The sequence below is a fragment of the Streptomyces sp. NPDC047022 genome (assembly GCF_040644155.1).
In the GTDB taxonomy this organism is placed as follows: Bacteria; Actinomycetota; Actinomycetes; order Streptomycetales; family Streptomycetaceae; genus Streptomyces.
Genome location: NZ_JBEYVV010000008.1, coordinates 203435 through 228451 on the forward strand (window position 1 = coordinate 203435; position 25017 = coordinate 228451).

The window sequence follows — 25017 nt, forward strand, 5'->3', positions numbered from 1 at the left end:
AGGAGGGGTGCGCTTGCACGTCCGCGTGCCTGGGGGCGCGAGGGGCGGCGGGCGAGCCGCACCGGGCCTCAGGCAGCCGCGGAATCGTGTGCGCCCGATGTGGCGTAGCGACTGAGGAACATGGCGATGGCCTCCTCGACGACTAGATCGGCCGGGGGCAGCTTCATCACATCCGGTCCGATCGCCATTACCTGCGGCCAGATGACGAACTCCTGGACGAATCCTAGGAACTGACGTGCCGCCACGGCCCGCACCTGCCCACCGGCGTCGACGATTTCCTCAGCACCGAGGTGTGCCGGCAGGCAGCCGCCATCCTGACGGCCATGCACCGGCCGGTCGTCGTCGCCCCGTCCCTGTGGTGCGGACCGGCCGGCCATCACAGGGCGTTCGGCGGCACCTTCAGCCTCACGCTCTCCACCTACCAGGCGGTCCTACGGGACGTGTGCTCCTCCGTCCTGGCGTCCGGCTTCCGTACGATCCTGATCGTCAACGGCCACGGCGGGAACGTCACGGCGCTCAACGTCATCACCGACGAGCTCTCGCGTGAGCTCGGCACCCCCATCGCCGTCACCAGCTACTTCCTGGCCGCGCACCACCGATTCGCCGACATCATGGAGCGGCAGGACCACCTCATGCACGCCTGCGAGGGCGAGACCTCGATGATGATGGCGATCGCCCCGGAGCTGGTCGACTCCTCCCGCCTCGCCGACGCAACAGGCCCGGACATCAGGCCGCAGTCCGCGGACCAGCCGTTCCATCTCCCGCGTCCCTTTCACGAGATCACCGCTTCGGGCGTCGCGGGGGACGCCCGCGCAGCGACGCCGCGCAGGGGACGGACCATGCTGGACGCAGGGGCCGAACGCATCGCCGAATGGCTGCTCGACCTGCCGGGACGACCCGCCGATGCCGCGGCCGACCGGGAACCTTCCGTGAGCTGACGGCGTCGTCCGCAGGTCGCGGTGGAACACCACGACCTGCGGACGAAGGAAGTAGAAGAGAGGAATCTCCCATGTCGAACACCCGCGCAGTGGGCGACTACGGTGCCGTCCACCGCCGCAGCCTGGAGGATCCGGAGGGCTTCTGGCTCGAGGCCGCCCGCAGCCTCGACTGGGCGACCCCGCCCGGCCGAGCGCTCGACTCCTCCCGCGCGCCGCTGTACAGCTGGTTCCCCGGCGGACGGCTCAACACCTGCCACAACGCCCTCGACCGTCACATCGAGCGCGGTCACGGCGACCGCATCGCACTGGTGTACGACAGCCCCGTCACGGACACCGTCACCACCACCACCTACCGGGAGCTGCGGGATCAGGTCGCGCGCTTCGCGGGTGTGCTGAGCGAGCTCGGAGTGGTCAAGGGCGACCGTGTCGCGATCTACCTCCCGATGATCCCGGAGGCGGTCATCGCCATGCTGGCCTGCGCCCGCATCGGGGCCGTGCACTCGGTCGTCTTCGGCGGGTTCGCCGCGCACGAGCTCGCGACCCGCATCGACGACGCACGTCCGAAGGTGATCGTCTCCGCCTCGTGCGGCATCGAGCCGTCCCGGCTGGTCCCCTACCAGCCGCTGCTCGACGCCGCCCTCGCCCAGGCACGCCACCGGCCGGACCGCTGCATCATCCGACAGCGCCACCGGCTTGTCGCCGACCTGACCGAACGCGATCTCGACTGGGACGAGGCCATGAGCGGCGCCCGCCCCGCGGACTGCGTCACGGTCGATGCCCGGGACCCGCTCTACATCCTCTACACCTCCGGCACCACCGGCCGGCCCAAGGGCGTGGTGCGGGACAACGGCGGCCACGCCGTCGCGCTGCGCTGGTCGATGGAGAACATCTTCGGCGCGGGTCCCGGCGATGTGTTCTGGGCCGCGTCCGACGTCGGTTGGGTGGTCGGCCACTCATACATCGTCTACGCCCCGCTGCTGACCGGCTGCACCACGGTGCTCTACGAGGGCAAGCCGGTCGGCACCCCGGATGCCGGCGCGCTGTGGCGGGTCGTCGCCCAGCACCGGGTGAACACGCTGTTCACGGCGCCGACCGCCATCCGTGCCGTCAAGCGGGAGGACCCGCAGGGGATCCTGCTGCGCGCGCACGACACCAGTTCGCTGCGCCACCTCTTCCTGGCCGGCGAGCGTCTGGACCCCGGGACGCAGCACTGGGCGAGTGACCTGCTCGGCGTCCCCGTGATCGACAACTGGTGGCAGACGGAGACGGGCTGGCCGATCGTGGCCAACCCCGTCGGCCTTGACCCGCAGCCGGTCAAACCGGGCTCCGCCACCGTGCCGATGCCCGGCTTCGACGTCCGTGTCCTCGACGCGAAGGGCTGCGAGGTGCCCCCCGGCACCGACGGGGCCGTGGCGATCCGTCTCCCCCTGCCGCCGGGCACTCTGGCCACCTTGTGGGGCAATGACGAGGGGTATGTGCGCTCCTATCTCTCCGCGTACGAGGGCTACTACCTGTCGGGGGACGGAGGGCACAGGGACGCGGACGGCTACGTGTTCATCATGGGCCGCACCGACGACGTGATCAACGTCGCGGGGCACCGCCTGTCCACCGGCGCTCTGGAGGAAGTCCTCAGCGGACACCCGGACGTCGCGGAGTGCACCGTCGTAGGGGTCGCCGACGCGCTCAAGGGCCAGGTCCCGCGCGGCTTCGTCGTCCTCAAGGCCGGCACCGTACGCAGCGCCGAGGACGTCTCGGCCGACCTCGTGGCGCTGGTACGTGAGACCGTCGGACCGGTGGCGGCGCTGCGCCGTGTCGACGTCGTCGCCGCGCTGCCCAAGACCCGCTCGGGAAAGATCCTGCGGCGCACCATGCGGGAGATCGCCGACGGCAAAGATCCGGAACTCCCCTCCACCATCGACGACCCGGCCGTGCTCGACGCCCTGCGTCCCGTGCTGCGTGGCGAGGTCTGAGCTCATGGCGCCCCATCCGCACCTTCCTCCCACGCCCGCCACTGGACTGTCGGCGATGCCCGCATCCGTCGGATCGACGAGGTACTCCTGCCGTCGGAGACGGGACCGTGGCTGCTCCCCGACGCCACACCGAAGCTCGTCTCGCGCACCCCATGGCTGGTGCCCGACTACGCCTCCCCCGCCGGAGAGCTGATCCTGGCGGTGCACAGCTTCGCCGTGGAGATCGGCGGCATGCGCATTCTGGTCGACACCGGCATCGGCAACGGCAAGACGCGCACCGACCCCGCCTGGAACGACCTCGACACCCCCTGTCCGGACCGGCTGGCGACCGCGGGGTTCACTCCCGAGAACGGGGCCGGCCTCGTGCGCAGCGAACCGGACGGCTTCCGCCTGGTTCCGCAGGAGTGCTCCGGGAAGAAGCCGCCGCGGGGCGTGCGGAAGGGTCCCCCGACCAGGTGACCTGGGGCGCCTGTCACGTGACCGACTCGCGGGATGATCTTGGTGAAGACCCTGCGCGGATGTCGGGCACGGCCCGAGACCGGTGATCAAGGTCAGCAGTCCTGAGACGCGTTCAGCCCCGGCGTGAACGCCGGGGCTGAACGCAAGGGTGCCGGTAACACGCCGGGCCCACCGAGTCGGCTCGCTTCCGCACCTAGGTACGGAAGCGGCCGCTTCGGGACCTCCCCGGCATCAGGGGCTGCGGAAGGTCAGTGACCGCCCGCGTCGACGACCTCGACGTCCTCGATGTTCTGCTCGATCGCGTCGGTCGGCAGGGCCACCCGGATCGCCCAGTGATAGATCGCCAGGGCGAACACGGCCACGACGGCGATGTCCGTCCACAACGGCAGGTTGCCCTGGCCGTTGCCGAAGCCGCCCTGCCAGGAGATCACACCGAGACCGAGCAGGTAGACCGGCAGCCACTGGGCGGACTTCCAGCTGATCTGCGGAGCGTTCGGCAGGCCCTTCTTGGACGCGTAGAGGGCGTAGCCGCCGAGCAGGATGTAGCCCAGGACGATCGCTTCGCCCAGCTTCTCCAGGGTCTGCCAGCCGCTCCAGTAGATGATCAGGCTCGCGACGATGAACGCCAGCGGGGAGAGCACACCACCGAACGGCAGCCGGTAGCTGCGCTCACGGTTCGGCAGGCGACGGCGCAGCGCGCCGAAGGCCAGCGGGGCGCCCGCGTACATCAGCACGCTGGCGGAGGTGATGAAGCCGACCAGCTGCTGCCAGCTCGGGAACGGCAGGAAGCAGACCACGCCGGTGACGAAGGACATGATCAGGCCGTACACCGGGACCCCGCGCTTGTCCGTGCGCTCGAAGGCACGCGGCGCGTAGCCGTTCTTGCTCAGACCGTAGGAGATGCGGGAGGTGGAGGTGGTGTAGATCAGGCCGGTGCCGCCCGGGGACACGATGGCGTCGATGTACAGCACCCAGGTCAGCCAGCCCAGACCCACAAGGGTGGCCAGGCCCGCGAAGGGGCCGCTGATGCCGACGAAGTCGAGCTTGTCCCAGCCCTTGGCGAAGCTGCTTCCGGGCAGCGCGCCGATGAAGACGACCTGCAGCAGGACGTAGATCAGCGTGCCGATGGCCACCGAGCCGAGCACCGCGCGAGGGATGTCGCGCTTGGGGTTGCGGCTCTCGCCCGCGAGCTGGATCGCCTGCTCGAAGCCGAGGAGGGCGAAGACGATGCCGCTGGTGCTGATCGCGGCGAGCACGCCCTTGGCGCCGAACGGCGCGAAGCCGTGCGAGGTGAAGTTGCTGCTGTGGAAGCTGGTCACAGCGAGCGCGAAGATGGCGAGCAGCGGCACGAAGATCTTCAGCCAGGTGGCAGCGCTGTTGGTGCGGGCCAGCACCGTCACACCGAGGAAGTTCACGGAGACGAAGACGCCCATGAGGAGCACCGCGACGATGAAGCCGCTCGTCGTCAGGGTGCCGTTGGCGTTGAGGAAGCCCTGGGCGAAGTGCCAGTGACCTGCGTAGCCGATCATGGCCTCGACCTCGATCGGAGCCACGGTCGCCGCCTGCAGCCAGGCGAACCAGCCGAAGGACATGCCCGCCAGGCCGCCGAAGGCGTAGTGCGGGTAACGGGCGGTACCGCCCGCGACGGGGAACATTCCACCGAGCTCGGCGTGAACGAACGCCAGCAGCACGATCGCGACCGCGCCGATGCCCCAGGAAATCAGAGCAGCCGGGCCGGCTGCGACGACAGCGTTCTTCGCGCCGTACAGCCAGCCGGATCCGATGATCGAGCCGGCGGACGCCCAGAGCAGTCCGATCAGTCCGACGTTCCGTCGGAGGGAGCTCTGGTGCTGGCCCGTGCTTGGTGGGGCGAGCTGGTCGACAGATGCCATGTTGCGGCCTCACGGTTAGCGTTGCGTTAAGAGTCGCCACAGGCTAGGTGCGGAATGCTGGCATGCGACAGACCATGCGACCGAATAGTTATATTCAACACGTCATGGCCATACCTGTTCGCTCGGCAGCCACTGCTGGAAGCGGTGGGTCCCGCTGGACGCCGATGCGCGTGCCGCCGGCAGCATCTTCCCAGGTCAACCGCCCTCAGCCATGATCAGCGACCACGGCGCGACGGCCTCGTGATCACCCTCGGACGACCGCAAGCCGGGCCCTGGTCCCTCGCGCGCTCTGTCGACGCCGCCGGCCTCACCCTCCCCCGGCCCCGTCCCGCACGGCCGGCCTCCCGCAGGCGTCCGGGACGCCGCTGGTCCCCGTCCCCGAGCCGGCTCTCACGCTGCCCGGCGGCGGCCTTCCGCCCGACGCGGGGCCGCTGACCATCGGCAACGGCTGGAACACGATGGGCGTCGCCCCCTCCACAATCACGACTACCCGGCGGTAATGTCGCCCCCCGCCGGAAGCACAGGACCGGCGGGTGAGCGCGAAGGGGCCCTCATGGCGACGGACATGCCTGCGGACACAGCGGCCGCCGAGGAGCGTTGGCAGCGCATGTGGAGCCATCGCGAGCAACTGCTCAAGGTGGCCCGGCGACGCTCCATGAGCCAGGAGGACGCCGAGGATGCCGTGCACGAGGCGATGCTGCGGGCCGCGGAACGCCCGGACCTCGACGACGATCGGCTCGGTGCCTGGCTGACGACGGTGACGATGCGCCTGTGCGTCGACCGGTACCGGCAGGTCAACCGCGAGGCCGAGGTGGGCAGCCGTCCCACACTCGTCGCCCCGGGCCCGGTACCCGTCGAGGAGGCGGTGTGCGACCGGGCCGAGGCGAAGTGGCTCGCCGTGCGCAGCGGTGAGCTGCCCGCCCGGCAGGCGGAGGCGCTCCGGCTGAAGTCCGAGGACCTGGACGTGAGCCAGGTCGCGGTACGGATGGGCCTCAGTTACCGGACCGTCGAGTCGCTGCTCGCCCGCGCCCGGCGGACACTGCGCGCCTCGCTGGCCGGGACGCTCGGGCTGGTGCTGTTCCTGGTCGGGCGCGGGCGGCTGCGCGGGGGTGGCAAGGCCCAGCTGGTCGCGGTGACCTCGACGGCGGCGACCCTGGCGGTGGCGGTGTTCGTACTGCCGTACGCGGTCGATGCGGGCGGAAACGGGAACGGTCCGGCGCCGCGGCCGGTCGTCTCCGGCGACGCGCAGGTCCGGCGCAGCGACGCCACGGGCCGGGGGCGCACCCCCACGACGCGCCCCTCCTCGCGCCCGGCGCCCGGGGCCCGGAGCCGGACGCCCGCGCCGACCGGGGGTATGTCCCTGCCGCTGCCGGTGCCCGTGCCGTCCCTGCCGGACGTCTCCTCGTCCCCGCTCCCGCTCTCGGCGCCGCGGGTCCCGCAGGTCCCGCAGGTCCCGCAGGTCCCGCAGGTGCCCGTCGTGCCGAAGGTGCCGGACCTGCCGACGAGGTCGGCCGCCTCGTCGGTCCCGTCGCTCCCCCCGGCCTCGGCGGTACCGGCCGCTCCGTTCTCCTCCCCTGTCCCTGCCCCGAGGACGCCTTCGGGCACGCCGTCGCCGAAGCTGCCGTAGCACCCCGCAAACGCGTCCGAAAGAAATTCCCGGTCGCCGCGACGGACGCACCGCGCCTCCCCGTAGAGCAGATGTCGGAGCTGCTCCACGGGCGAAGGGTGGAACCGGATGGGTGTCGAGATCTGTGTGGAAGGGCTGACCAAGTCCTTCGGCCACCAGGTCATCTGGCAGGACGTCTCGCTGACGCTGCCCGCCGGGGAGGTCTCGGTGATGCTCGGCCCCTCGGGGACGGGCAAGTCGGTGTTCCTCAAGACGCTCGTGGGGCTGCTGAAGCCGGAGTGCGGCTCGATCACGATCCAGGGCCGGGACATCACCAAGCTCCGTGAGCGCGACCTGTACGAGGTACGGAAGCTCTTCGGCGTGCTGTTCCAGGACGGCGCACTGTTCGGCTCGATGAACCTGTACGACAACATCGCCTTCCCGCTGCGCGAACACACCCGCAAGTCCGAGAGCGAGATCCGGCGCATCGTGCTGGAGAAGATGGACATGGTCGGGCTGATCGGCGCCGAGGGGAAGCTGCCCGGCGAGATCTCCGGCGGTATGCGCAAGCGTGCCGGGCTCGCCCGCGCCCTGGTCCTCGACCCGGAGATCATCCTGTTCGACGAGCCGGACTCGGGCCTGGACCCGGTCCGCGTGGCCTACCTCAACCAGCTCATCGTCGACCTCAACGCACAGATCGACGCCACCTTCCTGATCGTCACCCACGACATCGCCTCGGCCCGCCAGGTCCCGGACAACATCGGGCTGCTGTTCCGGCGCGAGCTGGTGATGTTCGGGCCCCGCGAGGAGCTGCTGACCAGTGACGAGCCCGTCGTACGACAGTTCCTGAACGGCCGGATGCAGGGGCCGATCGGCATGGCGGAGGAGAAGGACGCGGCCCAGGTCGAGCAGGAGCTGGCCCAGATCGACGAGGGTCCACGAGTCCGGCACCTGACTCCCCGCCTGCTGCCCGGCCCCGGCATCACCCGCCCGCCCCGCTGGGAGGCGATCGCCAGAAGCGAGGCAGAGCTGCACGGGACGGGGGTGAGCACCGTATGAGGCTCTCCCCCACAGGTGCGCTCCGACACTCGGGCAACCTCTTCGCGATGGCGCTGGACGTCGTCCGGAACCTGCCCCGACGTCCCTTCCAGGCACGGGAGTTCATCCAGCAGGCGTGGTTCGTCGCGAGCGTCACCATTCTGCCGACGGCACTGGTCTCGATCCCCTTCGGGGCGGTCATCGCGCTGCAGATCGGCAGCCTGACCCGGCAGTTGGGCGCGCAGTCCTTCTCCGGTGCCGCGTCCGTGCTCGCGGTGCTGCGCGAGGCCTCGCCGATCGTCACCGCCCTGCTGATCGCGGGCGCGGGCGGCACGGCGATCTGTGCGGACCTCGGGGCACGCAAGATCCGGGACGAGATCGACGCCATGCAGGTACTCGGCATCGACCCGATCCACCGGCTCGTCGTACCGCGCGTGCTGGCGTCCATGGTCGTGGCCGTGCTGCTCAACGGCCTCGTCTCGGTCGTCGGTGTCGCGGGCGGCTATTTCTTCAACGTCGTCCTCCAACACGGCACGCCCGGCGCCTACCTGGCGTCCTTCACCACCCTGGCCCAGCTGTCCGACCTGTGGGCGGCGGAGATCAAGGCGCTGGTGTTCGGGGCCATCGCGGCGATCGTCGCCTCGTACAAGGGGCTGACGGCGCAGGGCGGTCCGAAGGGCGTGGGCGACGCGGTCAACCAGTCCGTGGTGATCACCTTCATGTTGCTGTTCGTGACCAACTTCGTGATGACCGCCCTGTACTTCCAGGTCGTCCCACAGAGGGGTTAGCCGATGAGACCGCAAGAACTCCTCGATCGCCCCCTGCGCTCACTCGAAGAGCTGGGCGCCCAACTGTCCTTCTACGGACGCTCCTTGGCGTGGACAGGCCGCACCCTGCGCCGCTACAAGAAGGAGATCCTGAGGCTGCTCGCCGAGGTGAGCTTCGGGCGCGGCGCGCTCGCCGTCGTCGGTGGCACGGTCGGCGTGATCGCGTTCCTGTCCTTCTTCACTGGCACCGAGGTCGGCCTCCAGGGCTACGCGGCTCTCAACCAGCTCGGCACCTCCAACTTCGTGGCGTTCCTGTCGGCGTACTTCAACACCCGGGAGATCGCCCCGCTGGTGGCCGGACTCGCCCTGTCCGCGACGGTCGGCGCCGGGTTCACCGCACAGCTCGGTGCGATGCGGATCAGCGAGGAGACCGACGCGCTGGAGGTGATGGGCGTCCCGTCGCTGCCGTTCCTGGTGACGACGCGGATGATCGCCGGCTTCGTCGCGGTGATTCCGCTGTACGTGATCGGGCTGCTGTCCTCGTACCTGGCCGCCCGCACCATCACCACCGGCTACTACGGGCAGTCGACCGGCACGTACGACCACTACTTCCACCAGTACCTGCCGCCCGTAGACGTGTTCTGGTCCTTCGGCAAGGTGATCGTCTTCGCCCTGCTCATCATCCTCGTGCACTGCTACTACGGCTACCACGCGAGCGGCGGCCCGGCCGGTGTCGGCGTCGCGGTGGGCCGGGCGGTGCGGACCTCGATCGTCGCCATCAACGTCCTGGACTTCTTCCTGAGCCTCGCGATCTGGGGCGCCAACACGACGGTACGGATCGCGGGGTGAGGGCGGTGCGCATGCACAGAATGAGACTCAGGCTGTACGGCATCGCGTTCCTCGCCGTGCTCGCGCTGCTGCTGTCGCTCGCGGTGGCCGTCTACCAGCAGGCGTTCACCTCCGTCGTGCCCATCACCCTGGAGGCCGGTACTCTCGGCAACCAGCTCGATCCACGTGCCGACGTCAAGCTGCGCGGGCTGCTGGTCGGCGAGGTGCGCGAGGTGCACGCCGACGGCACGAAGGCGACCCTCGACATCGCGCTCAAGCCGCAGTACGTGTCGTACATCCCCTCGGACGTGCACGCGCGGCTGCTGCCCAAGACGCTGTTCGGCGAGAAGTACGTCGACCTGGTCGCACCCCCGCGTTCTGCGCACTCGTCGGCTCGGCCCATCCGCGCCGGAGACGTCATCACCCAGGACCGCACGAAGGTCGGCATCGAGGTACAGCAGCTGATGAACGACCTGTTGCCGCTGCTGCGCACGGTCCGGCCGGGTGAACTCGACGCCACACTCTCGGCGTTCGCCACGGCGCTGGAGGGCCGCGGCGACCGGATCGGCGACAACCTCTCCCGGGTCGAGGGCTATCTGCGCCGTCTCAACCCGCACATGCCCTCCCTCAAGGAGGACATCAAGCGGTTCGCGGACGTCGCCGAGGTGTACGGCGACGCCGCGCCCGACCTGATGCGGATCCTGCGCAACACGGTCACCACCAGCCGAACGATCGTCGAGAAGAGGGTCCAGTTGGCCTCGGCTCTGCGCGCGACCGCCTCCGTGGCGGGCACGGCGAACGACTTCCTGTCCGAGAACGGCGACCGGCTGATCACCCTGGGCCGGGTCTCCCGCCCCACGCTGGAGCTGTTCGCCCGCTACTCCCCCGAGTACCCGTGCCTGTTCCAGGGCCTGGTCCGGCAGGAGAAGGCGTCGGAGGACACGTTCCGGGGCGGCGAGATGCGGATCACCCTTGAGGTCGTCCGGCCGCAGGGGGCGTACCGGCCCGGTGAGGAGCCGGTGTACGGCGAGCGGTCCGGCCCGAACTGCCGCGGCCTGCCGCATCCGCAGGTGCCCGGCCCGAAACCCCATCTCGACGACGGTACGTCGGCCGGAGGTTCCGGCGGCGCGCTCCCCGGAGGTGCCGACGTGTCCGCCACCCGTGCCGAGCAGCGGGCCGTCGGCTCGCTCGTGGCCCCCGTCATGGGCGTCCCCGCGGACCAGGTGCCGCCCGTGGCAACCCTGCTGTTCGGGCCGCTCGCACGCGGAACGGCGGTGAGTGCCGCATGAGCAGGTCAGGAACCCGGGGGACCGCGGCCCCGCTGATCAAGTTCAGTCTCTTCGCGCTGGTCACCATCGCGGCGACGGCGCTGCTCGCCGCCACCATCGTCAACGTCTCCTTCACACCCAAGGACACCTACCACGCCGTGTTCACCGATGTCACCGGGCTGGAGACCGGCGACGACATCCGGGTGGCCGGAGTGCGGGTGGGAGAGGTCGAGGGCATCCGGATCAAGGACCGGACCCTGGCGGAGGTCACGTTCACCGTCAGCGCGCACCGACCGCTGCTCGCCGGGACCCACGCGGTCGTCCGCTACCGCAACCTGGTCGGGCAGCGGTACATCGCGCTCACCGAGGGCACAGGCGACGTCACCGCCCGGCTGCGGCCGGGCGGCACCATCCCGCTGTCCCGGACCCAGCCGGCGCTGGACCTCAACGCCCTGCTGAACGGCTTCAAGCCGCTGTTCGCCGCGCTCAGCCCGAGCGATGTCAACCAGCTCGCCACCGAGATCGTCCAGACCCTCCAGGGCGAGGGCGGCACGGTGAACAGCCTGCTCGCGCACACGGCCTCGCTCACCAGCACCCTCGCCGACCGCGACAAGCTGATCGGATCGGTCATCGACAACCTCAACACCGTCCTGGAGACGCTCGACAAGCGCGGCTCCCGCTTCTCCGAGCTGCTCACGCAACTGCGCCGGGTGGTCTCGGGGCTGTCCGCCGACCGCAAACCCATCGGGGAGTCGCTGGTGAGCATCGGCGACCTCACGGACGTCACCTCGGGGCTGCTGAAGGACGCGCGTCCACCGCTGAAGGACGACATCGCCGGGCTCGGCGAGGTCACCGGAACGCTGAACAAGAACGAGAACACCGTGGAGGACGTCCTGAAGCGGCTGCCGGACAAGCTCGAGAAGCTGACGGGGACCGCCTCGTACGGCTCGTGGTTCAACTTCTACCTCTGCGACTTCGACGGCCGGATCGTGCTGCCGAAGACCAAGCAGGTGATCACCCCGGAGCTGCACGTGGCGCGGGCGAGGTGTGGCGGATGAGCATGCGCATGTGGCGGCGCGATGTCCGCCGCCCCGAGCCGCTGGTGAAGGTACGGGTCCTGCCGCCCAAGCTGCCGAAACTCCCCAGGCTGCTGCCGAAGCGCAAACCCCGCCCCCAACCCCTCGTGAAAGTACGCGTCCTGCCGCCCAAGCTGCCGAAACTCCCCAGGCTGCTGCCGAAGCGCAAACCCCGCCCCCAACCCCTCGTGAAAGTACGCGTCCTGCCGCCCAGCCTGCCCAGGATCCGGCTCAAGCGCCCACGCCCGAAGCCCTTCCGCGTGGGGGCACCTCCCACGCCTTTCGGGCGGCGGGGGAGCAATCCGGTCGTCGTAGGCGCCGTCGGCCTCACCGTCCTCGCGCTGCTCACGTTTGCCGCCTTCAACGCCGACAGCCTGCCGCTGATCGGCGGCGGCAACACCTACAGCGCGGCCTTCTCCGAGGCCGGCGGGCTCAAGCCGGGTGACGAGGTACGGATCGCCGGGGTCAAGGTCGGCAAGGTCGAGGGCGTCGACCTGGACGGCGACCATGTCAAGGTGACCTTCAAAGTGAAGGGCGATCCGGCGTTCGGTACCGGCACGGGTGCGGCGATCCGTGTCAAGACGATCCTCGGCGCGAAGTACCTGGCCCTGTACCCGAAGGGCCCCGGCCAGCTGAAGCCGGGCAGCGAGATCCCGCTCCAACGGACCGTGTCGGCGTACGACGTGGTCCAGGCCTTCAGCGACCTGACGACCACCACCGAGGCGGTCGACACGGACCGGCTCGCGAAGGCACTGGACACGATCTCCGTCACCTTCCAGGACTCCCCCGCGGAGGTACGGGCGTCGGTCAAGGGGCTGGCACGGATCTCCCGGACCGTCGCCTCCCGTGACCAGGCGCTGCGCGGGCTCCTCGACCATGCGAACGGAGTCACCGAGGTGCTGGCCGGACACACGAGGGACTTCTCCGCGCTGGTGAAGGACGGTGACGCGCTGTTCAAGGAGATCGACATGAGGCGCGCGGCGATCCACACGCTGCTCAAGAGTTCCGCGCTGCTGGGCATCGAGCTGTCCGGCCTGGTCGACGACAACAGCAAGGAGATCGGGCCCGCGCTGAACAACCTCAACACCTTCGTGACGATGCTCGAACGCAACCAGGCGAGCCTCGACCGCAGTGTCCGGCTGCTCGCCCCCTACGTACGGCTCTTCACCAACACCCTCGGAAACGGCCGCTGGTTCGACTCCTACATCCAGAACCTGGTCGCCGCCCCGGTCACTCCGCGGACGGGAGGCACCCGATGACCCGCAGACTCCTGGCCCTGTTCACCGCGCTCGCGATCGTCGTCGGCCTCGCCGTGGTCCTCTGGCCGGGCCCACGCCCGGTCCGTGTCACGGCGTACTTCCCGCGCACCGTCGGCATCTACCCCGGCTCCGACGTCCGCGTGCTCGGCGTCCGCATCGGCGAGGTCAGGAAGATCACGCCGGAGGGCGACCGGGTACGGGTGGAGCTGGAATACGACCGGGGCCGCGAGATCCCCGCCGACGCACAGGCCGCCATCGTCAACTCCTCGGTGGTCAGCGACCGTTACGTGCAGTTGCTGCCGGTGTACCGCAAGGGCGCGGTAATGCGGGACGGAGACGTCATCCCCGAGTCCCGTACGGCCGTCCCCGTAGAGCTGGACCGGATCTTCGACAGCCTGCACACCACCGCCGAGGCGCTCGGCCCGAACGGTGCCAACAAGAAGGGCTCGCTGTCCCGGCTGCTCGGGGTGAGCGCGGACAACCTCCAGGGGCAGGGCGAGAACCTCAACCAGACGGTGGAGGACCTGTCCCAGGCGGTCACCACGCTGTCCGACGGACGCGGCGACCTGTTCGGGACGGTGCGCAACCTTCAGGTGTTCACCGCCGCGCTGGCCGCGGACGACACCAGCGTGCGGTCGTTCAACACCGACCTCGCCGATGTGGCCGGGCAGCTCGCCGGGGAGCGCAAGGATCTCGCGGCCGCGCTGAAGTACCTGGCCGCCGCACTCGGCGACGTGTCCGGCTTCGTGAAGGGCAACAAGAAGGCGCTGGCCTCGGACGTGCAGGGCCTGGCCAAGGTCACCAAGGTCCTTGTCACCCAACGGGCCGCATTGGAGGAGCTGTTGACAGTCGCCCCTACGGGCCTGTCGAACCTGCAGAACGCCTACAACCCCGCCGCCGGAACCCTCGACACCCGCAACAACGCGCAAGCCCCTCAGGATCCGTCATCACTGCTCTGCTCGATCCTGAAGACGACCGGCGACGACCACGACAGCTGCGCCGGGCTGAAGAAGCTCTTCGACTCCCTGCCCAAGGTGCCATCGGCCCCGGTGCCGACGGGCACGGTCGACAAGACCCTCGGCGGAATCCTGGGGGCACCGGCATGAGTGTGAAACGCCTGGGTCGGGTGGCCGCCTGGACGGTGACCGGCTCGCTGCTGCTGACCGGCTGCGAGTTCAACGGCTGGTACGACGTCCCGCTCCCCGGCGGTGCCGCCTCGGACGGCCACGCCTACCACGTCACCGTCGAGTTCCGGGACGTCCTGGACCTGGTGCCGCAGTCGGCGGTCAAGGTCAACGACGTCACCGTGGGCACGGTCGAGAAGGTGGAACTGGACGGCTGGCACGCGCGGGTACGGCTACGCCTGGCCGACTCGGTGAAGCTGCCGGGCAACGCGGTCGCCGACCTGAGGCAGACGAGCATGCTCGGCGAGAAGTACGTCGCCCTGTCCGCGCCGGCCGGCACCGCGCCCGTCGGACGGCTCCACGACGGCGACCTCATCCCGCTGTCCCGCAGCGGCCGCAACCCGGAGGTCGAGGAGGTGCTGTCGGCCCTGTCCGCGCTGCTCAACGGCGGCGGGGTGGCCCAGCTGAAGACGATCACCGTCGAGCTGAACAAGGCCCTCAGCGGCCGTGAGGACAGGGTCAGGTCCCTGCTGAAGCAGCTCGACACGTTCCTCGGCGGCCTCGACGACCAGCGGGCGGAGATCGTGCGCGCGTTGCAGGGCGTCGACCGGCTCGCACAGCGGCTGAAGAAGGAGAAGAAGACGATCGCCCTGGCCGTCGACACCATGCCGCCCGCCCTGAAGGCCCTCGCCGACCAGCGCAGGGACCTGACGAAGATGCTCACCGCACTGTCGACACTCGGCAAGACCGGCACCAGAGTGGTGAACGCCTCCCACGACGACACCGTCGCCGACCTGAAGAAGCTCCAGCCCATCCTGCAGGAGCTGAACAAGGCGGGCGACGATCTGCCCAACTCCCTGGAGATCCTCACCACTTACCCGTTCCCGCGCAACGCGACGGACGCCGTCAAGGGCGACTACGTCAACCTGAAGATCACCGCCGACCTCGACCTGGCGGACCTGTACGGCAACGTCACCGGCAAGCCCGGCAAGGGCGGGAAGTCCCCGGCCCCCGGGACCCCGCGCCTTCCCGGCCTCCCCACTCCCGCCCCTCTCCCGTCCGTCCCGTCCCTGCCGGGCACCCCGTCCGTGCCCCCCGTGCCCTCCGCACCCGCCGTGCCCTCGACGCCCTCCGGCGGCAGCACCCTGCTGTGCCCGCCTGTGTGCACCACGGCCTACAGCACCGGGAGCGGCTTGCGTCGCCTCCCGCCCGGGACCGATCTCGGCCTCGCCGAGCTGATGCTGAAGGGGATACTTCCGTGATCACACGTACGGTCAGGGCCCAGCTGCTCGCCTTCGCGACCGTCACCGCCCTCGGGGTGTCGTACGTCGGCGCCCGGTACACGGGCCTCGTGGACGAGGTCCTGCACCGCGGGTACACGGTGCGCGCCGACTTCGCCGAGACCGGAGGCGTCTTCCCCGGCGCCGAGGTCACCTACCGAGGGGTGCCGGTGGGCCGCGTGGGCGATCTGCAGCTGACAGGGTCCGGGATCTCGGTGGCGCTGAAGATCGAGGACGGCGCCCCGAGGATCCCGGCCGACACGCTCGCGGTGGTCGCCGACCGTTCGGCGGTGGGCGAGCAGTACGTAGACCTCCAGCCGCGGCGGTCGGGCGGGCCGTACCTCAGGGACGGCAGCCCGATCCCGCGCAGCCGCACCCGGACCCCGCTGCCGGTCACCGACCTGGTCCTCAGCCTCGACCGGCTGGTCAACTCGGTCGGCAAGGACGATCTGCGGGTCACCGTGGACGAGTTGGGCAAGGCGTTCGCCGGCACCGGACCGAACCTGAGCCGGCTGGTGGACTCCGGCAACGCACTGGTGGAGTCCGCATCCGAGTCGCTCCCCCAGACGGTCTCGCTGATCGAGGACTCGCGGAAGGTGCTCAAGACACAGGCCGACCAGGGCTCGGCCATCAAATCGTTCTCCCGCGACCTGGCCACGCTCACCGAGCAGCTGAAGTCGAGCGACGGCGATCTGCGCAGGCTGATCGGCGACACCGCGCCCGCCGACCAGCAGTTGGACTCGCTGCTCAAGTCCACCCGGCCGCACGTACCGGTCCTGCTGGCCAACCTCATCAGCGGCGGCCAGATCACCGTGGCCCGGCTGCCCGGCGTCGAACAGGCCCTGGTCACGCTCCCGCTCACGGTCGCGGGCAGCTACACGGTCGTCCCCGGCGACGGCACCACCCACTTCGGGCTGACCGTGAACGCCGACGACCCGCCCGCGTGCACCCAGGGCTACGGCACCCAGCGGCGCGACCCCGCCGACACCGGCTCGCGCCCGGCGAACACCGGCGCGCACTGCACGGCACCGCGCGGCAGCAAGACCTCGGTGCGTGGAGCGCAGAACGCGCCCGGCCCGACCACCGGTCGGTACAGCGCCGACCAGGCCGCGTTCGTGGCCCCGTACGACCCGGAGACCGGCACCGTGACCGGCCCGGACGGAACGCCCCTCGAGATCGGCTCGACGGGCGGGGAACAGACCGTGTTCGGAAAGGAGTCGTGGCAATGGCTGCTCGTGGGACCGATGGCATGAGAGGCGGACGCATGAGGCTGCTGTCGGCGGGGCTCGTCACCGCGACCGTGTTGACGACCGTGCTGTCTGTCTGGCTGGGCCTGAAGCTGGCCGACCAGCGCGCGGCGGAGCAGCGCCGTCAGGACATCCTGGCGGCCGCCCGCCAGTCGGCGCTGAGCTTCATCTCGCTCGACTACCGGCACTATGACCGGGACAGCGGCAATGTGCTGAAGGGCGCCACCGGCGAGTTCAAGAAGGAGTTCGCCGCACAGTCCGCACAACTGACGAAGCTGGTTGCGCAGAACAAGTCGGTGTCCGAGGGGCAGATTCTGGAAGCGGGCATCGTGCGGTCCGACGCGCGCTCGGCCCGCGTCCTGGTAGTGGCCGACAGCAAGGTGACCAACACCGCGGCGCCCGAGGGCCAGGCGCGCACCTACCGGCTCCAGCTCGACCTCGCGCGCGTGGCCGGCCGCTGGCTGACCTCCGACGTCGCTTTCGTGGGCTGACCCAGCCGTGAGGCCATCGATGAGGAGAGACACCGTGGCGAACCCGACCTCCCGCACCCGCGGCACCGGCTCACCGGCCCGCCGCACCATGACCGCGGCCGCCCGCGCGGCGGCCAAGCGCGCCGGGCGGCCGACGCTCGCCGAGCGCGCTGCCCGCCAGGAAGAGGAAGTCACCCCCGGGCGCACCCTTCTCGTCGAGCCCCCGGCGGACGGCTGGGAGGACCCGCCCGAGCCCGAGCCCTTCGAGGATGAGCCGGAGGAGAGTACGCCCTCGCGCAGGGTCGGACGGAACGTGCTCACCACGGTGCTGGGCCTCGTCCTCGTGGCGGCCCTGGTCATGGCGGCCGTCCTCGGGTGGCAGTACCGGCAGGGACGGCAGGCGGAGCAGGCCCGGGGCGAGGCCCTCGCTGCCGCGCGGAAGGCGGCGCCGGTCGTGCTGTCGTACGACTACCGGCACCTGGACCGGGACTTCGCCCGGGCCCGCGCGCTGCTGACCGGGCACTTCCGCGACCAGTACGGCAGGACGACGAAGACGGTGGTCGCGCCGACAGCGACGACGTACCACGGCGTGGTGAAGGCGACCGTGGCCACACCCTCCGACGGCGGCACCCCTGCTGCGTCCGTCGTGTCGGCCACACCGGACAAGGCCGTCGTCCTGCTCTTCGTCGACCAGGTCACCCAGAGCACCCAGGTCCCGGAGCCCCGGCTGGACCTGAACCGGGTGCGATTGACGCTCACGCGCACGTCCGACGGCTGGAAGGTCAGTGGCGTCGACGCCCTCTGACCAGGCATATGCACATCCTGCCGGGTGATCCCGGCCGGATCAGCAGTAGGCGGAGCCGTTACTCGACGCCGGCGATGACCGCGGTCACGACCTTGCGGACGGCCCCGGCGTCCGGTGGGGTGCCTTGCCGGTCGGCGAACAGCATGTGCACAGCTCCGATCAACGTGGGAGCGACTGTGTCGATGTCGGCGTCCGTGGTGACGCGGCCGAGTTCACGTTCGGCGGTGAGATAGCAGGAGATCGCGGTCGCGGCATCGCTCAGGACCGGGACGCCGGTGGGCCTCGCCGCGCGCAGCCGGGCACGCAGGTCGTCCCGGGAGGTGACGAGGCTGACGATCGCAACCGCAACCGACCCGAACAGGTCCATCAGTGCCCGGGTGAGGTTGTCGGCGACGTTGCCGGTTCCGGCTGTCTTGCGCAGCGCGGCGGCCTGCTCGTCGATGCGGGCGATGCGGTCCAGCACGAGCTCGGCGAGGAAGGCGTCGAAGTCGGCGAAGTGCCGGTGGAGGACACCCTTGGCGCAGCCCGCGTCCGCGGTGACCGCCCGGCTGGTCAGCGCGCTCGGTCCGTCCCGGAGCAGGACGCGCTCGGCCGCGTCGAAGAGTTGGTCGCGCACGTCGCGGATGGCTACTCCCGTGGGCACCGCGCATCTCCCTCGCTCAGCCGGATCGGCCGTTTCGATTGACGGACGGCGTGCGTTCGGAGGTGACGAAGTGTCGGCACGCACATGGCAGTACAGTTGGCCGGTGATCGCTAATCCCAGACTCCAGCTGACCATGGACTGTGCTGAGCCCGAGCGGCTCGCGGCATTCTGGGCCGCTGCACTGGGGTACCGAGTCGAGCCGCCGCCTGCACCGTTCGCCACCTGGCGCGCGTACTGGCTGGACCAGGGCGTGCCGGACGAGGAGTTGGGCGAAGGTGACTGCAGTGACTCCGTCATCGATCCGAATGGCGTCGGCCCGCGGATCTGGTTCCAGCAGGTGCCCGAGCCGAAGGTCGTCAAGAACCGGCTCCACCTTGATCTCGGCGTGGGCGGAGGGCGTGGCGTCCCGTTCGCCACTCGTAAGGAGCGAGTGCTTGCCGAGGTGGCCCGGCTGGAGACCGAGGGCGCGTCCCGGTTGCGCATCGAGGACTCGGAGGCCTCGAATTCCTTCTGCGCCGTGATGCACGACCCCGAGGGCAACGAGTTCTGCGTTCATTGAACGATTGGAGGCAGTAAGGCGTGCCGCCAGCCCGGTCTCGGTCCGGGAACAAAGGCGCCCAGCTTCGGATGAGCTGAACTATCGGACGTCGTCGCGCCGGTGAACCAGCCGGGCGTCGATCGGACGCAGCGCGGTCATGTTCTTGCGATCGCCGCGGATGCGCTGCTCGTCCGCCTGCGCTCGACGGAGGCAGGCGCCAACCTTGAGGGTCGGCGCCGACTGCACCGGAACCGGACTTGTCTTCAACGGCGTCTCCAGCCGTGACCGTTTGCCGATCGACCCCGAGACCGACGTCCTGCTGGAAACCACCAGCGTCACCGCCATGGACAGCGCTCTCGCAGATCCCACTCCCTCGCGCGCAGCAGACACAAGTGAGGTTCGCATTGAGACATCACAGAGCCACCCGTCCTACCGCCACCGCCATAGCGGCCCTCTCCACCGCAGGTATCGCCCTGCTCGCCGGCTGCTCGTCCACCGGTTCGGCGCACACCGACCGGTCCGCCTCCCCGTCCGTCACCACGGCTTCCCCGACCAGTGCGGCGGTTCCCCGCGCAGCCGGCGCACCGTCGCAGACCACCAAGGGCCCCTCGTCGCCCGCCTCACCGACGCCCACCGCCAGCTGCCGGTCACTCACCGCTTCGCCCGCGGTCAAGGCCGAAGTGACCGCCGCGTACGGCCATCAGCGCCGGCCTCAACTCGTGCACATCCGGCCTCGTACCGGCACCTTCTACTACGGCAACTGCGAAGGCACCACTTACGCGGCCGCAATGTTCGTACCGACCGCCGGCGCCACCTACCCCGAGCTGGTGGCCAGTCAGGACGACGGCGCGGCGATGAAGTACTTCTCCCGCTCCGGCAACGGCAGCTGGGTCCTCATCGCAAGTGACGGCCTCCCCCGCGACCCGCGCGGCTGTGCCGCCATACCGAAGATCCCGGCACCTCTGGCCGCCCTCTGGGCCGACTGCCTGGCAGTTCCGTAACAGGGCGCCCGTCGACATGGTCCCCCATGCGGCTCAAGGCCCCGGCTCTTCGGTTGTCAGTGCGTCAGGCGGCGCGCCCGACGTGGCCACGGCATGACATCCCTCAGGTGCCGCCACCGCCGTACTACCGCTGGCGTGTCCGCTGTGTAGTCGGCGGTCGGCACGTGCTGCCAGTCCGACAGAGGTGCCAGTGGTGTTCCTTCGGGTGAATACTTTCGGGGCACGCCGGGCATGGCTCCTCCTGGGGCCGGTACGTACCGCAATTCTGGCGCAGGTCGTTGTCCGACCGAGTCGCCGACTACAACCTGTATCCGATACGGATCGCACTCGTTTGTGCTCGGCGGACCGGCCGCTGCGGGTCGGAAAGTGAGATATGCAACCCATGTCGAGAGGTATGAGACCGCGTGCGTTCACGGTGAGGGCGGCCCGGCGGATCCGGGCTGAGCTGCTGTAGGCCCTGGGGTTACTGCCTGACGTCAGGCGGGCTCGGTGGTGATGACGCAGAGTCTCTTGGTGGCGCGGGTGAGGGCGACGTACAGGTCCCTCCCGCCGCTGGGCCGGGCAACGGCTATCTCGTCGGGGAGGGCGACGATGACGGAGTCGAACTCCAGGCCGCGGGCTTGGGAGGCGGGGACCAGGCGTGCCCACCGGGTGATCCGGGTGTCGGTCAGTTCGGCGGTTGTGGCGTCCGGGCACAGGACGGCGCGCAGGTCGCCCGGGTAGGCGTCGGCCTGGGTCCGCAGCTCGTCGGCGAGTGCGGCGGCGAGCTGCGAGCGCGCGGTGACGGTGAGGGTGCGGGGGGTCTCGCCGTGGCGGATCGAGCGGCTCGGCGTCTGGTCAGGGGCGATCTGTGCAAGCAGGCCGCTGGCCCGGGCCAGGATCTCTTTGGTGGTGCGGTAGTTGACGGTCAGGGTGTGCAGGATGAACCGCTTGCCCAGATGCGGAGCCAGCGTGTGCTGCCAGTCGCGGGCGGTGACCGCGGGGCCGGCCTGGGCGAAGTCGCCCACCACGGTCATCGACCTGGACGGGCAGCGGCGCAGGACCATGCGCCATTGCATGGGGGTGAGTTCCTGGGCTTCGTCGACCACGACGTGCCCGAATGTGCGCTCGGGTAGGCCGTCCAGCACGTACGCCGCCTCGTCCAGCAGGGCCGCGTCGGCATCCGTCCACCCGGTGCCGGGGACGTGCAGCAGCCGGGAGCGGTCCGCGCGGGCCAGGTCCGGCAGGTGTGCCGCAAGGGCGTCGGCGCCGGCCAGGAGTTCCCGCACGAGAGCCTCGGGCTTCAGATGGGGCCACAGGGCCTGCACGGCGTGCTCGGTGCGGGCATCGTCCAGCAGGGCTGCACGCACGGCGTCCGCGTCGAATTCCCCGCCCGCATCGGCGGTCGGCGTGTCGTCGAGCCCGAGGGTGCGCAAGTCGTCCTCGACGGCCCGATCGAGATCGATCCCCGTGCTCGCTGCCGCTTCGGCGTCGAAGCGCGCCAGGGTGGTGGTGAACCCGTCCTGCAGCGCCCTGGTGGTCGCCTCGACCAGATGTCGCTTGAACACCTCGCGCGCCCTGTTGTGCGGCAGGCCGCTCCCCGCGGCCGCGTCCCGAGCCCGTGCGATCTCCTCGTCCGGCAGCCGGACCTGCTCCTGGCCCACGCGTACCGTGAAGTCCCCGCCCAGCGCCTGCCGGGACCGCACCAGCCCTGCCAGCGCGTCCGCCATCACGAGGCGGCCCTTGAGGCGCGCGGTCTCGAATGGTTCCTGGAGTGCCTGCCGCACCCCGGCGAGGTCCTGGCAGGTCGCCAGGACCGCGTCGCTCTCACCGAGCGAGGGCAGGACCTGAGAGATGTGGTCGAGGAGCCGCGTGTTCGGTCCGAGGACCAGCACTCCGCGCTCGGCGACCCGCGGGGCCGCGTACAGCAGGTACGCGGCCCTGTGCAGCGCCACCACGGTCTTGCCCGTGCCGGGACCACCCTGCACCACCGTCACCCCCCGATCCTCGCTGCGGACGACCGCGTCCTGCTCCGCCTGCAAGGTGGCCACCACCGCACCCATCCGCCCCGTGCGCCCCGCCTCCAGCGCCCGCACCAGCGGACCGTCCCCCACCACGTCCTGGGCCGTCACGGCGGAGCCGTCCAGGATCTCGTCGCTGACCGCACACACCTCACGGCCCTCACAGCGCAGATGCCGGCGACGCCGCAGCCCCAACGGGTGCAGCGGCGTCGCCGCGTAGAACGGCCGCGCCGCCTGCGCCCGCCAGTCCACCAGCAACGGAACATCGTCGTCCTGCCGGCGCAGGCCGATGCGCCCGACGTACAGCGCGGTCCCGTCCACACCGTCGATGCGACCGAAGACCAGCCCCTGCTCAGCCCCCTCCAACCGGCGTACCGAACTCGTCAGACGCCCGGCTTCCACCTCACGCGCATACGCCTCGCCCGAACCCTCGACCGGCAGCCTCAGCACAGCCGCCAGCTGCGCACGCGCCTGCTCGAGGCGCTCGTCCAGCAACTCGTACACAGCACGGACCCGGGCCTGTTCCACCGCCACCTGACGCCCGTCGCCACCATCGACCTGCGGCAACAACCGGCCTCCTCTCGACACGGGTCCCCACTATGCAGCCGGAATTCCGAGAAGGTAAGGCTTGACTTACCTGCGCGCATCAGCCGCCACGGCACGGAGCGAGGACGGTCATCTCGGGCGCCTGTACGTGGCTCCCAGTCCGGCCGGCTCACGGACCCTGGGATCAGCGGCGGGAGTCGGCGTCCTGCGCGCCCGGCCCCTCCCGGGCGTCCTCATCGTCGTTCCAGGTGCCGAAGGGCCGGGCCCACCGTGGACTTCGTCGCCGAGCAGCCAGGCGTGGCCGTGCGGCAGTGATCAATGGAGATCGCCTGCGCCTGCCTCGGTTCGGGCGGGGACGGCCGGGGGGACGTCGCGCTGCCGCCCTCTCCGCAAGAGACGCTCCACTCACACAGAGACAGGGGCGGACGGGCCGTCCGGTTGGTCTGGGCGGGCCGGCCCGGATCAGGGCGAACGCACCGTCAGTCCTCCAGGCGGACCGGCATCAGGATCGAGAAGGTGCCCTCGTCGTCGGGCCGGCGGATCGCGATCGGCGCCGTGGGGGCGCCCAGCTCCAGGATCAGTCGGTCCCGGGCCCCGGCGGCCAGTGCGTCCATCAGGAACTCACGGTTGACTGCGACGCGGTTCGGGTCGTCGTCACCGTCCGTGCAGAGGGTCACCGTGCCGTCGTCGTCCACCCTGAGCACGCTGAGCTCATGCGCACCCGCCTCGCCGGAACGGACAGGACCAGTCTCCAGGGCCTTGCGGAAGGCCGGCACCTCGACGAGGGTGCGGCGCCCGCCGGTCCCGGGGAGGAGACGACGGTAGTCGGGGAAGTCGTGGTCGAGGCACTGACCGGCCGCCTGCCTGTCCCCGGCCTCCAGTGTCACGCGGTGACCGTCGAGAGACAGCCACACGCGTCCCTCGCTGTCCAGCAGCGCTCGCATCGCGTCGGCGAGCGGGGTGGGCACGATGACCTGCACTCGGCTCCCCTCGTGCCCGGCGATACCGGCGTGCGCGACAGCCATTCGGTACCGGTCTGTGGCCACGACGTGGAGGCTCTCGCCCTCGAGGTCGAACAGGACCCCGCCGAGCATCGGCAGTTCCGGGTCGGTGCTCGCCGCGAAACGGACCGTGTCCAGCGCGGCCGCCAGCTCGGACGCGGCGATGGACAGCCGTTCGGTGGCGATGCGGAGCGAGGTCATGACGTTCTCCCTGTGATCGAGTAGTGCTCGGAGCGCGGAGAACTCGCTGCGCGCATCGGACAGCCCCTGTTCGAGACGGCGCAGGTGCGCGTTGAACAGATTCCGGACCAGATCGGTGTCCGCGCCGGACCAGCTGGCCAGCACCAGCCGGATGTCCGTCAGCGGCATCCCGGCCCGGCGCAAGCGGGCCAGCAACCGGCCCTCTTGAAGCTGCTCGGGTTCGTACCAGCGGTAGCCGCTCACCGGATCCACCCAGGCCGGGACCAGCACACCGGCACGGTCGTAGAACCGCAGGGCGCTCACGCCCAGGCCGCTGTCGCGGGCCATATCGCCAATGCTGCGCATGTCGTTCTCCACACCCGGCACTCTGGGCCCTGCACAAGGTCGAGGGTCAACCCGGCTCCGCGGGTGGATCTCGCGGCAGCGGAAAGCGGGTGACCGTGAGGCGACGTAGGTGGCTCGGCGATGAACTTTGGCATTCCGACGGTCAGATGGGTGTTGAGATTGTCCCAGGCCGGCACGATGGGGCCACCGAGTTGCCGGCGAGTGGCCTGGATCAGGTCCCGCTGATCTCGGGGCTCGGACAGCTGTCCTCTCAGTGCAGCTGCGTGGTGTCGTGCGGTTCCGGCTGTTGGTGGGGCGCTGCGCTTGGCGGGGCGTGGAGGCTGCCGTACCGCTCGATGCGCTGCCAGCGCAGCCGGGAGCCGGAGATGGCGGTGAAGACGGACTGGATCACCACCAGGTACATCAACTGCCGGTAGACGAACTGCTGCAGTGGCAGGCTCCACAACGGGCCGGGCGGTTCCCCGTCCAGGCGGAACGCGTAGAGACCCATCAGGAGTTGCAGCAGCAGGAAGGCCAGCCACAGGCCGGTGATCCGGACCGGGTCGAGGAAAAGGAGCCCGTACACGGCGAAGATGTCCATCACGGGTGCGAGCAGCGGCAGCAGTACCTGGAAGAGCAGCAGGTAGACCAGGCCGCGGCGGCCCAGCTTGCCGGCGGCACCGCGCTGCACCAGCGCGCCGCGGTGCTTCCACATCGCCTGCAGGGTGCCGTAGCA

23 protein-coding genes and 1 pseudogene are annotated in these 25017 nt (G+C 70.2%); 17 read left to right on the top strand and 7 right to left on the bottom strand.

All coding sequences use genetic code 11. The features are described 5' to 3' along the window. Window positions 1–68: 68 nt before the first annotated feature. Window positions 69–329, bottom strand: a complete 261-nt coding sequence (locus ABZ845_RS12245; protein WP_360976869.1) for a TetR/AcrR family transcriptional regulator C-terminal domain-containing protein — start codon at window positions 327–329, stop codon at window positions 69–71. Here ABZ845_RS12245 and ABZ845_RS12250 point away from each other — a divergent pair. From ABZ845_RS12250 to ABZ845_RS12260, 3 genes are all read left to right on the top strand, one after another. Continuing rightward, window positions 291–938, top strand: coding sequence for a creatininase family protein (locus ABZ845_RS12250; RefSeq protein ID WP_360976872.1), 648 nt, complete (start codon window positions 291–293; stop codon window positions 936–938). The two genes, ABZ845_RS12245 and ABZ845_RS12250, sit on opposite strands and share 39 nt — an antisense overlap. 71 nt (window positions 939–1009) lie before the next feature. Beyond that, on the top strand, window positions 1010–2908 hold the full coding sequence (locus ABZ845_RS12255; protein ID WP_360976874.1) for a propionyl-CoA synthetase: 1899 nt from the start codon (window positions 1010–1012) through the stop codon (window positions 2906–2908). A gap of 159 nt (window positions 2909–3067) precedes the next feature. Further along, a complete protein-coding gene (locus tag ABZ845_RS12260; protein ID WP_360976877.1) occupies window positions 3068–3367 on the top strand; it encodes a hypothetical protein in 300 nt (99 codons plus the stop codon). A 248-nt stretch (window positions 3368–3615) separates the two neighbouring features. Here ABZ845_RS12260 and ABZ845_RS12265 read toward each other — a convergent pair whose 3' ends face one another. Then, window positions 3616–5259, bottom strand: a complete 1644-nt coding sequence (locus ABZ845_RS12265) for an APC family permease (protein ID WP_360976880.1) — start codon at window positions 5257–5259, stop codon at window positions 3616–3618. A gap of 553 nt (window positions 5260–5812) precedes the next feature. Here ABZ845_RS12265 and ABZ845_RS12270 point away from each other — a divergent pair. The 12 genes from ABZ845_RS12270 (at window position 5813) to ABZ845_RS12325 (ending at window position 18027) form a co-directional block, all read left to right on the top strand. Further along, window positions 5813–6886 (top strand): sigma-70 family RNA polymerase sigma factor, encoded by a 1074-nt coding sequence (locus ABZ845_RS12270; RefSeq protein WP_360976883.1) that lies wholly within the window; start codon window positions 5813–5815, stop codon window positions 6884–6886. Window positions 6887–6994: 108 nt separating this feature from the next. After that, a complete protein-coding gene (locus ABZ845_RS12275) occupies window positions 6995–7924 on the top strand; it encodes an ABC transporter ATP-binding protein (protein WP_360976886.1) in 930 nt (309 codons plus the stop codon). Continuing rightward, window positions 7921–8691: an ABC transporter permease gene (locus tag ABZ845_RS12280; RefSeq protein WP_360976889.1), complete on the top strand. Its 771-nt coding sequence runs from the start codon at window positions 7921–7923 to the stop codon at window positions 8689–8691. Before ABZ845_RS12275 ends, ABZ845_RS12280 begins: the two co-directional genes overlap by 4 nt. Window positions 8692–8694: 3 nt before the next feature. Then, window positions 8695–9519 (top strand): ABC transporter permease, encoded by an 825-nt coding sequence (locus tag ABZ845_RS12285; RefSeq protein WP_360976892.1) that lies wholly within the window; start codon window positions 8695–8697, stop codon window positions 9517–9519. 11 nt (window positions 9520–9530) lie between these two features. Continuing rightward, window positions 9531–10787: an MCE family protein gene (locus tag ABZ845_RS12290; protein WP_360976895.1), complete on the top strand. Its 1257-nt coding sequence runs from the start codon at window positions 9531–9533 to the stop codon at window positions 10785–10787. After that, window positions 10784–11824, top strand: coding sequence for an MCE family protein (locus ABZ845_RS12295; protein ID WP_360976897.1), 1041 nt, complete (start codon window positions 10784–10786; stop codon window positions 11822–11824). The genes ABZ845_RS12290 and ABZ845_RS12295 overlap by 4 nt, the downstream gene beginning before the upstream one ends. 278 nt (window positions 11825–12102) lie before the next feature. Next, window positions 12103–13101 (top strand): MCE family protein, encoded by a 999-nt coding sequence (locus ABZ845_RS12300; RefSeq protein ID WP_360976951.1) that lies wholly within the window; start codon window positions 12103–12105, stop codon window positions 13099–13101. Beyond that, window positions 13098–14207, top strand: a complete 1110-nt coding sequence (locus ABZ845_RS12305; protein ID WP_360976900.1) for an MCE family protein — start codon at window positions 13098–13100, stop codon at window positions 14205–14207. The genes ABZ845_RS12300 and ABZ845_RS12305 overlap by 4 nt, the downstream gene beginning before the upstream one ends. Further along, on the top strand, window positions 14204–15487 hold the full coding sequence (locus tag ABZ845_RS12310; protein ID WP_360976903.1) for an MCE family protein: 1284 nt from the start codon (window positions 14204–14206) through the stop codon (window positions 15485–15487). Before ABZ845_RS12305 ends, ABZ845_RS12310 begins: the two co-directional genes overlap by 4 nt. Next, the gene (locus tag ABZ845_RS12315) at window positions 15484–16758 is read left to right on the top strand and encodes an MlaD family protein (protein ID WP_360976906.1); all 1275 of its coding nucleotides are present in this window, start codon (window positions 15484–15486) and stop codon (window positions 16756–16758) included. The genes ABZ845_RS12310 and ABZ845_RS12315 overlap by 4 nt, the downstream gene beginning before the upstream one ends. An 11-nt stretch (window positions 16759–16769) precedes the next feature. Further along, on the top strand, window positions 16770–17243 hold the full coding sequence (locus ABZ845_RS12320; protein WP_360976909.1) for a hypothetical protein: 474 nt from the start codon (window positions 16770–16772) through the stop codon (window positions 17241–17243). Between the two features lie 34 nt (window positions 17244–17277). Next, complete coding sequence (locus tag ABZ845_RS12325) at window positions 17278–18027, top strand: hypothetical protein (protein ID WP_360976912.1); 750 nt, start codon at window positions 17278–17280, stop codon at window positions 18025–18027. Window positions 18028–18085: 58 nt separating this feature from the next. Here the strand turns inward: ABZ845_RS12325 and ABZ845_RS12330 are convergent, their stop codons facing one another. Further along, complete coding sequence (locus ABZ845_RS12330; protein ID WP_360976915.1) at window positions 18086–18670, bottom strand: TetR/AcrR family transcriptional regulator; 585 nt, start codon at window positions 18668–18670, stop codon at window positions 18086–18088. Between the two features lie 133 nt (window positions 18671–18803). Between ABZ845_RS12330 and ABZ845_RS12335 the strand changes: the two genes are divergently transcribed. Further along, window positions 18804–19229 carry a VOC family protein gene (locus ABZ845_RS12335; protein ID WP_360976954.1) on the top strand — a complete coding sequence of 142 codons (426 nt, stop codon included), beginning with the start codon at window positions 18804–18806 and terminating at the stop codon, window positions 19227–19229. A gap of 78 nt (window positions 19230–19307) precedes the next feature. Here the strand turns inward: ABZ845_RS12335 and ABZ845_RS12340 are convergent, their stop codons facing one another. Beyond that, complete coding sequence (locus tag ABZ845_RS12340) at window positions 19308–19553, bottom strand: hypothetical protein (RefSeq protein ID WP_360976918.1); 246 nt, start codon at window positions 19551–19553, stop codon at window positions 19308–19310. Window positions 19554–19612: 59 nt separating this feature from the next. On the opposite strand from ABZ845_RS12340, the gene ABZ845_RS12345 reads away from it, so the two are divergent. Further along, window positions 19613–20209 carry a hypothetical protein gene (locus tag ABZ845_RS12345; protein WP_360976921.1) on the top strand — a complete coding sequence of 199 codons (597 nt, stop codon included), beginning with the start codon at window positions 19613–19615 and terminating at the stop codon, window positions 20207–20209. 476 nt (window positions 20210–20685) lie between these two features. Here ABZ845_RS12345 and ABZ845_RS12350 read toward each other — a convergent pair whose 3' ends face one another. From ABZ845_RS12350 to ABZ845_RS12360, 3 genes and pseudogenes are all read right to left on the bottom strand, one after another. Next, window positions 20686–22776, bottom strand: a complete 2091-nt coding sequence (locus ABZ845_RS12350; RefSeq protein ID WP_360976924.1) for an ATP-dependent DNA helicase — start codon at window positions 22774–22776, stop codon at window positions 20686–20688. Between the two features lie 458 nt (window positions 22777–23234). Then, window positions 23235–24302, bottom strand: a complete 1068-nt coding sequence (locus ABZ845_RS12355) for a MerR family transcriptional regulator (RefSeq protein ID WP_360976927.1) — start codon at window positions 24300–24302, stop codon at window positions 23235–23237. A 250-nt stretch (window positions 24303–24552) separates the two neighbouring features. Beyond that, window positions 24553–25017 (bottom strand): annotated as a pseudogene (locus ABZ845_RS12360) (bi-functional transferase/deacetylase); the annotation flags it as partial.

Coding starts and splice junctions, on each gene's coding strand:
- ABZ845_RS12255 (WP_360976874.1), top strand. CDS start 1,010: ATGTCGAACACCCGCGCAGTGGGCGACTACGGTGCCGTCCACCGCCGC.
- ABZ845_RS12265 (WP_360976880.1), bottom strand. CDS start 5,259: ATGGCATCTGTCGACCAGCTCGCCCCACCAAGCACGGGCCAGCACCAG.
- ABZ845_RS12270 (WP_360976883.1), top strand. CDS start 5,813: ATGGCGACGGACATGCCTGCGGACACAGCGGCCGCCGAGGAGCGTTGG.
- ABZ845_RS12275 (WP_360976886.1), top strand. CDS start 6,995: ATGGGTGTCGAGATCTGTGTGGAAGGGCTGACCAAGTCCTTCGGCCAC.
- ABZ845_RS12280 (WP_360976889.1), top strand. CDS start 7,921: ATGAGGCTCTCCCCCACAGGTGCGCTCCGACACTCGGGCAACCTCTTC.
- ABZ845_RS12285 (WP_360976892.1), top strand. CDS start 8,695: ATGAGACCGCAAGAACTCCTCGATCGCCCCCTGCGCTCACTCGAAGAG.
- ABZ845_RS12290 (WP_360976895.1), top strand. CDS start 9,531: ATGCACAGAATGAGACTCAGGCTGTACGGCATCGCGTTCCTCGCCGTG.
- ABZ845_RS12295 (WP_360976897.1), top strand. CDS start 10,784: ATGAGCAGGTCAGGAACCCGGGGGACCGCGGCCCCGCTGATCAAGTTC.
- ABZ845_RS12305 (WP_360976900.1), top strand. CDS start 13,098: ATGACCCGCAGACTCCTGGCCCTGTTCACCGCGCTCGCGATCGTCGTC.
- ABZ845_RS12310 (WP_360976903.1), top strand. CDS start 14,204: ATGAGTGTGAAACGCCTGGGTCGGGTGGCCGCCTGGACGGTGACCGGC.
- ABZ845_RS12320 (WP_360976909.1), top strand. CDS start 16,770: ATGAGGCTGCTGTCGGCGGGGCTCGTCACCGCGACCGTGTTGACGACC.
- ABZ845_RS12335 (WP_360976954.1), top strand. CDS start 18,804: ATGGACTGTGCTGAGCCCGAGCGGCTCGCGGCATTCTGGGCCGCTGCA.
- ABZ845_RS12340 (WP_360976918.1), bottom strand. CDS start 19,553: ATGGCGGTGACGCTGGTGGTTTCCAGCAGGACGTCGGTCTCGGGGTCG.
- ABZ845_RS12355 (WP_360976927.1), bottom strand. CDS start 24,302: ATGCGCAGCATTGGCGATATGGCCCGCGACAGCGGCCTGGGCGTGAGC.